Origin of the sequence: Luteococcus sp. (genome assembly GCF_043424415.1) — a bacterium.
Lineage (GTDB): Bacteria > Actinomycetota > Actinomycetes > Propionibacteriales > Propionibacteriaceae > Luteococcus.
In genome coordinates this window covers 1-11611 of the sequence record NZ_JBHWOO010000119.1, presented here as the reverse complement: position 1 = coordinate 11611, position 11611 = coordinate 1, and the positions used below count along the sequence as shown (strand labels likewise).

9 protein-coding genes are annotated in these 11611 nt (G+C 69.9%); 2 read left to right on the top strand and 7 right to left on the bottom strand.

Annotation, left to right across the window (positions count from 1 at the left end; all coding sequences use genetic code 11):
• Positions 1 to 34: 34 nt before the first annotated feature.
• A complete protein-coding gene (nusA, locus tag ACHFFZ_RS07330; RefSeq protein WP_394275995.1) occupies positions 35 to 1012 on the bottom strand; it encodes a transcription termination factor NusA in 978 nt (325 codons plus the stop codon).
• Positions 1012 to 1548, bottom strand: a complete 537-nt coding sequence (rimP, locus tag ACHFFZ_RS07325) for a ribosome maturation factor RimP (RefSeq protein WP_394275994.1) — start codon at positions 1546 to 1548, stop codon at positions 1012 to 1014. Before rimP ends, nusA begins: the two co-directional genes overlap by 1 nt.
• 193 nt (positions 1549 to 1741) lie before the next feature.
• Between rimP and ACHFFZ_RS07320 the strand changes: the two genes are divergently transcribed.
• Complete coding sequence (locus tag ACHFFZ_RS07320; protein ID WP_394275993.1) at positions 1742 to 2737, top strand: hypothetical protein; 996 nt, start codon at positions 1742 to 1744, stop codon at positions 2735 to 2737.
• A gap of 49 nt (positions 2738 to 2786) precedes the next feature.
• On the opposite strand, the gene ACHFFZ_RS07315 is transcribed toward ACHFFZ_RS07320, so the two are convergent.
• The 5 genes from ACHFFZ_RS07315 to ACHFFZ_RS07295 all read right to left on the bottom strand — a co-directional run bounded on the left by ACHFFZ_RS07315 (position 2787) and on the right by ACHFFZ_RS07295 (position 10520).
• Entirely contained in the window at positions 2787 to 3575 is a 789-nt protein-coding gene (locus ACHFFZ_RS07315; RefSeq protein ID WP_394275992.1) for a sulfite exporter TauE/SafE family protein, read from the bottom strand.
• A 78-nt stretch (positions 3576 to 3653) separates the two neighbouring features.
• Complete coding sequence (locus ACHFFZ_RS07310; RefSeq protein ID WP_394275991.1) at positions 3654 to 5399, bottom strand: proline--tRNA ligase; 1746 nt, start codon at positions 5397 to 5399, stop codon at positions 3654 to 3656.
• Positions 5400 to 5775: 376 nt separating this feature from the next.
• Positions 5776 to 6630 (bottom strand): GNAT family N-acetyltransferase, encoded by an 855-nt coding sequence (locus ACHFFZ_RS07305; protein ID WP_394275990.1) that lies wholly within the window; start codon positions 6628 to 6630, stop codon positions 5776 to 5778.
• A 1-nt stretch (position 6631) separates the two neighbouring features.
• Positions 6632 to 7774 carry a flavodoxin-dependent (E)-4-hydroxy-3-methylbut-2-enyl-diphosphate synthase gene (ispG, locus tag ACHFFZ_RS07300; protein WP_394275989.1) on the bottom strand — a complete coding sequence of 381 codons (1143 nt, stop codon included), beginning with the start codon at positions 7772 to 7774 and terminating at the stop codon, positions 6632 to 6634.
• A 94-nt stretch (positions 7775 to 7868) separates the two neighbouring features.
• On the bottom strand, positions 7869 to 10520 hold the full coding sequence (locus ACHFFZ_RS07295; RefSeq protein ID WP_394275988.1) for an ExeM/NucH family extracellular endonuclease: 2652 nt from the start codon (positions 10518 to 10520) through the stop codon (positions 7869 to 7871).
• 425 nt (positions 10521 to 10945) lie between these two features.
• On the opposite strand from ACHFFZ_RS07295, the gene ACHFFZ_RS07290 reads away from it, so the two are divergent.
• A complete protein-coding gene (locus tag ACHFFZ_RS07290; protein ID WP_394275987.1) occupies positions 10946 to 11464 on the top strand; it encodes a GrpB family protein in 519 nt (172 codons plus the stop codon).
• The last annotated feature ends 147 nt before the right edge of the window (positions 11465 to 11611 follow it).

Sequence of the window (11611 nt, the reverse complement as noted above, 5' to 3'; positions counted from 1 at the left end):
AGGTCTCGCAGCCCCTGGCCCACCGGTCCTGCCGTCAGTTCTGCGGGGCGGCGTCGGAACGGATGTCGATGCGCCAGCCCGTCAGCCGGGCGGCCAGGCGGGCGTTCTGCCCCTCCCGGCCGATGGCCAGGCTCAGCTGGTAGTCGGGAACCACGACGCGGGCCGCGCGGGCGGCCGCGTCGACCACGGTCACCTTGCTCACCTTGGCCGGGCTGAGGGCCTGGGCGACGAACTCGGCCGGGTCCTCCGACCAGTCGATGATGTCGATCTTCTCGTCATTCAGTTCGCTCATCACCGCCCGCACGCGCTGGCCCATGGGGCCGATGCAGGCACCCTTGGCCGAGACGTCGGGATTGTGGCTGACGATGGCGATCTTGGTGCGGTGACCGGCCTCGCGGGCGATCTCCTTGATCTCCACCACGCCCTGCTCGATCTCCGGCACCTCCAGGGCGAAGAGTTTCTTGACCAGCCCGGGGTGGGTGCGCGAGACGACCACCTGGGGTCCGCGGGCCTCGCGTCGCACGCTCACCACGAACACGCGCAGGCGCTTGCCGTGCGTGTACTCCTCGCCGGGGGCCTGCTCGGCCAGCGGCATGATGGCCTCCATCTTGTCGCCCAGGGCCACCCGGATGGTGCGCGAGTCCCGGTCCTGCTGGACGGTTCCCAGCAGGATGTCGCCCTCGCTGGCGGCGAAGTGGCCGTACTTGCGCTCGTCCTCGGCCTCGCGCAGTCGCTGGAAGATCACCTGGCGGGCTGTGGAGGCGGCCACGCGACCGAAGTCGCGCGGGGTGTCGTCGTACCAGCCGACGGTCTGGCCCCCCTCGTCCTTCTCGGGGGCCAGGACCGCGAACCGTCCGCTCTTGCGGTCGAGCTCGACCCGTGCGCCGCGGATGGCGTGCTGGGTCTTGTCATAGGCATTGAGCATCGCGTCCTCGAGGGCCTGGACCAGATAGTCCAGGGGGATCTCCTTGTCGCGCTCGATCGCCCGCAGGGCAGCCATGTCGATGTCCATCAGTTCTCCTCCTCGTCCGCATCCTCGTCATCGCCGAGCTCGTCGAGCTCGGGATCGGACTTGCGGTTCATCTCCACCTGCACGGTGGCCTTCGTGATTTCGTCAAGGGTCAGCTCGCGACTGGTCGGGGCATCCTTGGGCAGCTTCTTGCCCGGCTCGGGCTCGAGCGCCACGACCACGCGGGTCTCGTCGGCATCGGTGATGCGACCGCGCACCTGGCTGCCGTCGAGCAGGATGGCCAGCACCAGACGGCCGGTGTTGCGGCGGAAGTGCTTGGCCTGCGTCAGCGGCTTGCCGACGCCGCGGGAGCTCACCTCGAGGGTGAAGGGCGCATCGCCGATATCGGGCGAGGCGTCCAGCTCGTCGGAGATGTCGCGGGTGGCGGCGGCGATGTCGTCGAGCAGTGGACCGCGCCCCAGGGGGCCGTCGCCGTCCACCGTGATGCGCAGCACCTTGCGCTTGCCGGCGGGGATGATGTCGAGGGAGTCCAGTTCCAGCCCGTGGTGGGCCAGGACCGGGGTGATGATGGGCGTCACGACGCTTTCCTTCACGTCTTGCCACCTTCCAGTTGTGATCCAGTTGTGTTGGATGAAGTTGTGGTCGGCTTCCTGCGGCACGGGCACTGCCCGATGCGCACGATCCCCCGCCGGGGGCGAAGGATCCCGTCAATCCTACCGGCTGGCGACGACCGCCCCGGCTCACGCGGCCCACCCCACTAGGATCGTGCTCATGCCGCCCGCCCCCGAGACTGGATTGCGCCCCACCCGCCGGGCCCTGCTCGCCACCGCACTGGCCGGCACCACACTGGCAGGCACCACCGGATGCGTGGCCTCCCCGACCGTGGAGCCCCGGGCAGGACGCGGTAGCCGGGCCAGTGCCAGCCCCAGCACCGACCCCCAGGCCGAGCGGGCCCTGCTCCTCGAGCAGTCCCTGGCAACCCAGGCCCGTGCGGTGCTCGACCACGCGAAGGCCTTGGCCGTCCCGGGCCCCCAGCAGGCCCGTCTGCGAGCCCTCGCCGCGGCCCACGGTGCCCATGCCGAGCTCCTGCGCAGCAGCCTGGTGGTGCAGCCCTCTGCCACCCCGGCTCGGGCGCCGGTCGGGAAGGACTGGACGTCTGCCGCCCAGCAGCTGGCCGCGCAGGAGGCCTCGGCGCACACCCAGCACCTGGCCGCGCTCGGCCGCACCCCGGCCGGCCCTCCGGCCCTGCTGCTGGCATCCCTGGCGGTCTTCTGCCAGGCCGCTCCCACCGCCTGGGGCGTGGCCGCCGTGACGATGGACCCGTCCACGGCGGCACCGGGCACCGAGACCGAATCGCTGCAGGTGCTGCTCAGTCGGCTGCGCGCGCTGGTGGAGGGCCTACAGGTGGGATGCGGCCAGGTGCGTCCCACCGACGCGCGCGCCACCGACGGGCGCACCCGCCTCCCGCGGGCCATGGAGCTTCGCGACCAGGTGGCGCAGTGGATCGTCGAGGCCGGGGCGGCGGTACCCCCGGCCGAGCTGTCCTATCGGATGCCCGGCCCGCTCACCGACGCCCGCTCGGTGTTGGCCACCTGGACCCAGCTGGAGTCCCTCGTGCTCGATGCCGCCACCCGGCTGGCGGGCGCCAGCCCTGCCGGTGCCCGACGGGAGCGCGCCCTGGGGATGGCCCGGGGCCAGGCCGCTCGCCTGGACCAGCTCGGGGCGCCGCTGCCGGTCTGGCCGGGATGGAGTGCCGCGAGCGCCTGAACCGGCCGGTCCGGGCAACGCCCACAGCCCGCGTCCGGACCTCCAGGGCTCACAGCAGCAGCTGCACGCTGTCCAGCGCCAGCTTCGCCGCCAGCAGGGCGATGACCACCAGGAAGACCTTGCGGACGAAGGCATTGCCCCGACGCACCGCGGTGCGCGCGCCCAACAGCCCACCGCACAGGTTCGCGGCGGCCATCGTCAGCGCCAGGCCCCAGACCACGTGCCCGCTGTGGGCGAAGACGGCAATCGCGGACAGATTGGTGGTGAGGTTCGCGAGCTTGGTCAGCGTGGTGGCCTGCAGGAAGCCGTAGCCCAGCACCGAGACCAGGGCGATGGTGAAGAAGGTCCCGGTTCCCGGGCCCACCAGCCCGTCATAGAGCCCGATGCCGCCACCGATCAGCACCATCCGTCCCGTGTGGGCCCGCGAGGAGTGCCTCAGCTCCTGGCGCAGCCCCAGCTGTGGTCGTCGCACCGTGTAGCCGCCGACCACCAGCACGACCACCAGCAGCAGCGGCGTGAACCACTGCTTGGGGAAGTGCTGCGCCAGCTGGGCGCCGCAGACCGAGCCGAGGCCGGCGGTGGCCATCAGCGGCAGGGCGCTGGACCAGTCGACGGTGACGGTGCGCAGGTAGGTCAGGGTCGCCATCAAGGTGCCGGCGCTGGCCGGCACCTTGTTGGTGCCACCCAAGGTGGCCACTGGGGTGTCGTCCGGCATTCCGATCACCAGCGCGGGCAGCTGGACCAGTCCTCCCCCACCGACCACGGCATCGATCCAGCCGGCGACGAGGGCGGCCAGCACGAGCATCGCCACGACGCCCAGAGCGAGCTCGGTGCCCACGGGCTGCCCCCCGTCAGTCGCGCCAGCGCCGCCGGGCGCCGGACAGCTCATCGAGGCCGGGGCCGCCCCGCCACTCCATCAGCCGCGAACCTCCTTGAGCACCTCGGCCAGGACGTCCTCGCTGGCGACAGTGCGCTTCTCGCCGCTGGCGCGGTCACGCAGCTCCACCAGGCCATTGGCCAGGTCGCGGCCGACCACCACGGTGGTGGGCATGCCGAGGATCTCGGAGTCGGCGAACTTCACGCCCGGGCTGGCCTTGCGGTCGTCGTAGAGCACGTCCAGGCCGGCCTCGGAGAGCTCGGTGGCGAGCTTCTCTGCGAAGTCGAAGATCTCCGCCCCCTTGCCGGTGGCCATCACCTCGACGTCATAGGGCGCCAGCGAGCGGGGCCAGCTCAGGCCCTTCTCGTCGCTGGTGCCTTCGGCCACCGCGGCCACGGCGCGGGAGACGCCGATGCCGTAGGAGCCCATGGTGACGGTGACCAGCTTGCCGTTCTGGTCGAGCACCTTCAGGCCCAGCGAGTCGGCATACTTGCGGCCGAGCTGGAAGATGTGGCCCATCTCGATGCCGCGGGCCAGGCTCATCGGTCCCGAACCATCGGGGGCCGGATCGCCCTCCCGCACCTCGGCGACGTCGATGACACCGTCGGGCGTGAAGTCGCGGCCACAGACCAGGTCGATGACGTGGTGCTCGTGGCGGTTGGCGCCGGTCACCCAGCGGGTGCCGTCGACCACGCGGGGATCGACCAGGTAGCGCACCTTGGACGCGTTCTTCTCGCCCAGCACCTCGGGGCCGATGTAACCCTTCTGGAGCAGCGGATTGGCGGCGAAGTCCTCCTCGGTGAAGGGCTCCACCACGGCGGGCTCGACCGCGGCCTCCAGACGCTTCTCGTCCACGGCGCGGTCACCGGGCAGCCCGATGGCCAAGACCCCGACGGTGCCGTCGGGATGCGCCAGCTTGAAGACCACATTCTTCAGCGTGTCGGCGCCGGTCCACTCACGGTCGCTGCGGGCGTGGTCACGGTTCAGCCAGGCCACCAGGGTCTCGATGGTGTCCGCGCCGGGGCTCGGCTCGACGTGTGCGGCGGGGGCGCCCTCGATCGGCTGCGGCTCGGGCGCGGCGATGCGGACGGCCTCGACATTGGCGGCATAACCACCGGGCGAGCGCACGAAGGTGTCCTCGCCATTGGGTGCCACGGCGAGGAACTCCTCGCTCTTGGAACCGCCCATGGCACCGGCCATGGCCTGCACGATGACATAGTCGAAGCCCAGGCGGTCGAAGATCCTGATGTAGGCCTCGCGGTGCTTCTGGTAGCTCGCCTCCAGGCCAGCATCATCGACGTCGAAGGAGTAGGAGTCCTTCATCACGAACTCGCGCCCGCGCAGGATCCCGGCGCGCGGACGGGCCTCGTCGCGGTACTTGTTCTGCACCTGGTAGAGCGACAGCGGAAGGTCCTTGTAGGAGCTGTAGATGTCCTTGACCATGAGGGTGAACATCTCCTCATGGGTGGGGCCGAGCAGCAGGTCGGCGCCGCGACGGTCCTTGAGGCGGAAGAGGTTTTCGCCGTACTCGGCCCAGCGGCCGGTGGCCTCATAGGGCTCGCGCGGCAGCAGGGCCGGGAACTGGACCTCCTGCGCCCCGATTGCATCCATCTCCTCGCGGACGATCGTCTCCACCTTGTGCAGCACCTTGAGTCCCAGCGGCAGCCAAGAGTAGATGCCGGGCGCGACGCGGCGGATGTAGCCGGCGCGCACCAACCAGCGGTGGCTGGGTACCTCGGCGTCGGCCGGATCGTCGCGCAGGGTGCGGACGAACAGGGAACTCATGCGGGAGATCATTCGGGACTTTCCTCCTGCCCCACCGGCACGTGACGTCCGCCTGCCAGGAACACCCTCGGCTGCCCTTCAGCCTGGCGTCGTGGAGCGGGCCAAGCCTATCCGCCACAGGCCCGCCGCGCCTGCCCGTTGCGCAGCGTCCCGGACGGATCCTCCGGCCCAGACTGGCAGACTTCCAACCTTCCGCGCGGGCCCAGACTGGAAGATGTCCAACTTTCCTTACGGGCTTGGCATTGCGAGGCCTTTCCGGCATGATTGGCCTGAAGCACCTGCGCGGTAACCCCCCGAGACCGCACAGGTGCTCTCCTTGTGTGCGGGCCACTCGAACAGGGACGCGAGGTGGCCGGACGGGACCCTGCCGGCCCGCTCAGTAGAGCACGGTGGCCAGCGTCCCCTCCTGCTCGAAACCGACCCGCCGGTAGAGCTTCAGGGCAACGGAGTTGTAGTCGTTGACGTACAGGCTCACCGTGCCCCAGCGGGCCCGACACAGCTCCACCACGCCAGCCATCGCACCGGCCGCCAAGCCCCGGCCGCGCAGGTCGGGACGCATCCAGACACCTTGGACCTGACAGACCTGACCACTGGCACAGCCCACGTCGGACTTGTAGACCACCCGACCGTCCTCCACGATGCCGAAGGCGCGCTGCTCCTCGATGGTGCGCTGCACGTGGCGCCGGTAACTGCCGCTGGACTCCAGCGGACTCACCCCCACCTCTTCGGTGTACATCGCCACGGCGGCCTCGAAGTAGCTGTCGAAGTCGGCCATCGTGATCGGGCGCACCCGCTCGTCGACGCCCACCTGCGGGGTCTCGCGGATCGCCATCAGGGGCTGGACTGGCCGCATGTCACGCACGCTGGACCACTGCCCTCCCCAGCGTTGGCTCAACCCCTCCCACAGGGCGATGGTGGGCTCTGCCACACCCATGATGGAGGCCGAACGACGGTGCGGTCCCAGATAGCGCACATAGGCATCGAGTGCCTCGGCGTCGGCGTCCACCGCCACCAGGTTCGAGCCCAGGTGGGCAAGGCTCACCAGCTCGCCGTCGCGCTCCCAGCCGACCACCTGGCATCCGAGCAGCCAGGGGTCGAGGCCGGCCCGCGAGATGCGGGAGCGGACGAAGACATTGGCGACCCGATTGCGGTCGAGCAGGGCGAGGGCCTCGTCGAGGTCCTGGTTGTCCAGTACCCGCAGTACTCCGGAGGAGGGACGGGCCCGCTCCACCTCAGCTGACCTGGACCTGGGGCTGGCCCACTTCGCCCATTTCTGCGGCAAGACGGTTCGCCTCCTCGATGAGGGTCTCGACGATCTGCTCCTCCGGAACCGTCTTGACGACCTCGCCGCGGATGAAGATCTGGCCCTTGCCATTGCCTGCGGCCACGCCCAGGTCGGCTTCGCGTGCCTCACCGGGACCGTTGACGACACAGCCCATCACGGCCACGCGCAGCGGGGCGGTCATGCCCTCCAGGCCGGCGCTGACCTTGTCGGCCAGGCCCCAGATGTCCACCTGGGCACGGCCACAGCCGGGGCAGGAGACGACGTCGAGCTTGCGGGGGCGCAGGTTGAGCACCTCCAGCATCTTGGTGCCCACCTTGACCTCCTCGACCGGATCGGCCGACAGGGAGACGCGGATGGTGTCGCCGATGCCCTCGGCCAGCAGGATCGAGAAGGCCGCGGTGGACTTGATGGTGCCCTGGAAGGCGGGGCCGGCCTCGGTGACACCCAGGTGGAGCGGCACGTCGGTCTGCGCCGCCAGCAGGCGGTAGGTCTGGACCATGGTGATCGGGTCGTTGTGCTTGACCGAGATCTTGTAGTCCTTGAAGCCAATCTCCTCGAACAGGCTCGCCTCCCACAGGGCCGACTCGACCAGCGCCTCGGGGGTGGCCGAGCCGTACTTCTTCATCAGGCGCGGGTCGAGGGAGCCGGCATTGACGCCGATGCGCAGGCTCACTCCAGCGTCGCTGGCCGCCTTGGCGATCTCGGCAACCTTGTCATCGAACTTCTTGATGTTGCCGGGGTTGACGCGCACCGCGGCGCAGCCGGCGTCGATGGCGGCGAAGACGTACTTCGGCTGGAAGTGGATGTCGGCGATCACCGGGATGGCGGACTTCTTGGCGATGATCGGCAGCGCCTCGGCGTCGTCCTGGCTGGGGCAGGCCACGCGCACGATGTCACAACCGGCCGCGGTCAGCTGGGCGATCTGCTGCAGCGTCGCGTTGATGTCGGTGGTCTTGGTGGTGGTCATCGACTGCACCGAAATGGGGTGGTCGCTGCCCACCCCCACCTTGCCGACGTGGATCTGGCGGGTCTGGCGACGGGGGGCCAGGACGGGCGCGGGGAGTGCGGGCATGCCAAGTGCGACGGTCATGGTGCCAACAGTAGTGGACGGCCGAAGGGCCGCAGGAGCAACTTCCTGCGGCCCTTCTCATTCCCTCAGCTGGCCTTTGGCCGCCGGGCTGGTGTCACGACTTGCTGGGGTTCTTGATGGTCACCCGGGTCTGCTCCAGCACCGTGCCGTCGCGCACGATGACGGCCGAGGCGGTGGTCCAGCTGGGCTCGCGCGGCGAGTCATAGCCCTTGGCGGCATCGACGGTGATGGTGCGCTGCCTGCCCTTCCAGGTGGCGGTGACCTGCAGCTTGTCGCCGCTCTGGGCGCCGGCAACGTCGAAGTAGAACCACTTGCTGTTCACGCCGCTGGTGAGCGTGGGCAGCGGGGCGCTCCTGATGCCGACGAGCACCGGGTCGTGGTCGCTGGCGCCGTAGGCGGTCGGGGCGTAGAAGTCCACGATGTTGTAGTTGCGGCGGGAGTACTGCATGGCCACCGACTCGTCGCCGTTGATGTTGAGGTCATCGGCGCCGGTGACCATCTCCAGCGCCTCGGCATTGGCCAGCGCATGGTCGAGCGAGCCCAGTCGTCCGCCGAACTGGTAGCTGGTGGACTCCGGGTTGAACTGGCGCACCAGGTCGGTGAAGCCGGCCTGCTCGAGGATGGTGATGGGGGTCTCCTCGGTGTAGGCGTTGAAGTCACCCACCAGGAAGACCGGCTCGCCGGGCCACATCTGCTCGGTCCAGGCGGTCAGGTCGCGGGCCTGCTCCTCGCGGGAGAGATTGCTCAGACCCTGGCCGGTGCCGTCGTCAACGCCCGAGCCCTTGCTCTTGAAGTGGTTGGCCACGACGGTGAAGCTCTCGCCGCTGGCCACCGAGGTGAACTTCTGCCCCAGGGGCTGGCGGGCATTGGCGAAGTCGGGGCTGTCGAGCACCACCGAGGCGTCGGTGGGGGTCACCTTCGCGGTCTTGTAGATGAAGGCGGTCCGGATGACGTCCTCGCTGGCAGGCAGCACGGCCGGGCTGGGGACATAGGCGTAGGTGCCGGCGCCAACCTTGGCATTGAGGGCATCGACCAGGGTCTTGAGGGCCGCGTCCCGCTCGTGGCCGAAGCGGGCCGAGTTCTCCACCTCCATCAGGCCGACCACGTCGGCATCGAGCATCTGCAGGGCGGCGACGATCTTGGCCTGCTGGTCGGCCAGTGCGGTCGGGGTGTGGGCGCCGCGCACGGTGCAGCCATTGGCACCCACGGGGGTGCCGTAGATGTCCTTGTAGCCGGCGCAGCCCTCCTCGTCCTGCCCGAGGTCGGTGAAGTAGTTGAGCACGTTCATGGCGCCCAGCTTGAGGTCTCCCCCGACGGCCGGGGCCGCGGTGGGACGGTCGTTCTCGGTGGACAGCGGGTCGTTGGCGTCGGTGGCGCCGACGATCTGGTCGACGGGCTGGTAGTTCCACTGGAAGCGGTAGTCCAGGATGACCGGCTGGGTGAAGCTGACCTGGGAGTCGGTGCGCATCGGCGCGTCCTGGCTCAGGTAGGGCAGCGGGCTCTTCTGCGCGGTGGTGTTGCGCAGGTAGTCCCAGCTGGAGCCGTCGTCCAGGGTGATGTAGCGCTTGGCCTGCTCGGCCTCGAAGACGGCCGCCTCGGCGGGGGCGACGCGGTCGGTGGCGGCCCACAGCGGCTCGCCACCGGGAGTCAGGCCGATCTGGCCATAGTTGTTGAGCGCGTAGTTGTTGGTGATCGTGTACTCGCCCTTGGGCAGCACCAGCATGCCCTCATAGGCCTCCTTGTCCGCGTCGGTGGCGGGCAGGGTGGCCAGCTCGGTGGGCGCGACCGGGTCGCAGTCCGTGGCCGGGGCAAGTTCGGGCTTGGTGATCTGGGTGAGCTTGTTGAACTCGGCCGGGATTCCGGTGACGGTCCAGCACTGGCCCGGCTCCACCGTGGGGGCGCTGCCGGTGTAGACGAAGATGCCGTCGGAGGCCTGGCCGGCCGCCTTGGCGGTGCCGCCGCTGCCGGGGGTCTGCAGGTAGAAACGGTTGAAGCCGCCGGTCGGGTAGCTCGCGGTCACCACGCCGGTGGTGGTGATGCTCTGGCCGGCCAGCGGGGTGGCATCGCCCGTGCCCTGGATCTCGGCGATGGAGACCGTGCGGGCAGGGGTGGGGGTGGGATCGGTGGTGGGCGTCGGATCGGTGGGTGCGGGGTCGACCACGCCGCCCTGGCCCTCGGGGCTGGGGGCGCCGGTGGTGAAGTCGGCCCGGTTGACATCGGTGTCGGCCCCGGCGGAGCGGCTGATCGAGGTGCTGTTGGACGGCGCGGGGGCGGCGGTGCCCTCCACCTTCGTCGCGCCGCCGAAGCCGACCAGGTCGACCACGGTGCCGTCGGCGCGCACCAGCTCGACGCTGCCGGCGGTGGCGCTCATCGCGGTGGTGCAGGTGACGTCGGGGGTCGGGAGCGCCTGGGTGCCGCCAGTGCCCTTGGCCTGCTGCACCAGGAAGTGCGCGCCAGGGGCGATGCTGCCGGTCAGGGTGCAGCTGGCGCCGGGGTTGCCAGCGGCGGAGTAGTAGTTGAGCTTCCAGCCGGACAGGTCGACGGCGGTGGTGCCGGGGTTGAGGAGCTCGACGAAGTCGTGGGTGAGGGTGGCACCGGAGTTGCCCCCGCCGCCGTAGACCTCGTTGATGACCGGTGCGCCGTTGGCGGCCAGGGCCGGCGTGGCCAGGACGGTCTGGGCGGCCAGGCCGAGGGCCATCAAGGTCGCGGCCGCGCCGAGGGGGCGGCGAGCAGATGTGTGCTGCATGGGATCTCCATCACGCGGGGACGAGGGGGTGTTGCGAGTGCCTCGCACAGGCTATCGACGCTGCCCGCGGGCCGGGGCACCACCCTGCGGGCCCGACCCCGAGAATTCATCTGGCCGTCATGGGCCCCATCGCTTCACGGGCCCCAGCAGGGTTCGTGGCTGCCCATGGCAGCCCGGCGGCAGCCTGGGCCGCCCGGCGGCAGCCTGGGCCGCCCGCGGTGGGTCATGCGTGAGGTGCGTGAGCATCCTCAACTGCCGATGACGGGACGTTTCGCGGTGTCCCTTCGGCAGGCTCAGGGGCCGGTCACCGAGCCCGTCCGAGTCACCGCTGCCTCTGCCGGGAAGCCCCCGAACGGCCGGAAACGGTCATACCGGTCCGTCATCGGTTCAACGGCCCGAACTCGCCCCAGCCGTAGGGTTTCTGCGTGATCAGCGACCTGCACTTCATCGCCTACGACCCAGCTTGGCCTGCGCGGTACTCGGCGCTGCAGAAGGCCCTAAAGGGTGCCCTGCCCGATGGTGCGACTGTGGAGCACGAGCACGTGGGCTCGACTGCGGTGCCGGGGCTGTCCGCGAAAGACTGCATCGACCTGCTGGTCATCGTCTCACCGGAGGATCTGGCGAGCACCGCGGCGGGCCTGCAGGAGCTCGGTTACGAGGAGCGTCCCCGGTCGTTCGCCGGCGACCCGGCGCGCTGGTTCTGGCGACTGATCATCGACGAGCAGCGATACGCCCACGCTCACCTGATGCTGGAGGGCCATCCGGCAGCCCGGCAGATGGTGGCCGTGCGGGACCTCCTGCGACGAGATGCGGCCTGGCGCGACGACTACCAGCGGCTCAAGGCATCCCTGGCTGCCACCGACGAACACGACCGTCCCGCGTATCTGGCGGGGAAGGCCGAGTTCGTCCGGCAGATGACATCGGCGGCGATGGCCTCGCGGTAGAGCGCACATCTCATGGGTTCTACCGGGCCTGTCGGTCGAGTGTCAGGCTTGGTTCCGGTAGCGATGGGCGGGTCAGCACTCGCGTTTCTCATCTGGCCATGGAAGGCCTGGCGGCAGACCGTGCGCCCGCCCATCGTGAGGGGACAG

Coding starts and splice junctions, on each gene's coding strand:
- nusA (WP_394275995.1), bottom strand. CDS start 1,012: ATGGACATCGACATGGCTGCCCTGCGGGCGATCGAGCGCGACAAGGAG.
- ACHFFZ_RS07320 (WP_394275993.1), top strand. CDS start 1,742: ATGCCGCCCGCCCCCGAGACTGGATTGCGCCCCACCCGCCGGGCCCTG.
- ACHFFZ_RS07310 (WP_394275991.1), bottom strand. CDS start 5,399: ATGAGTTCCCTGTTCGTCCGCACCCTGCGCGACGATCCGGCCGACGCC.
- ispG (WP_394275989.1), bottom strand. CDS start 7,774: ATGACCGTCGCACTTGGCATGCCCGCACTCCCCGCGCCCGTCCTGGCC.
- ACHFFZ_RS07295 (WP_394275988.1), bottom strand. CDS start 10,520: ATGCAGCACACATCTGCTCGCCGCCCCCTCGGCGCGGCCGCGACCTTG.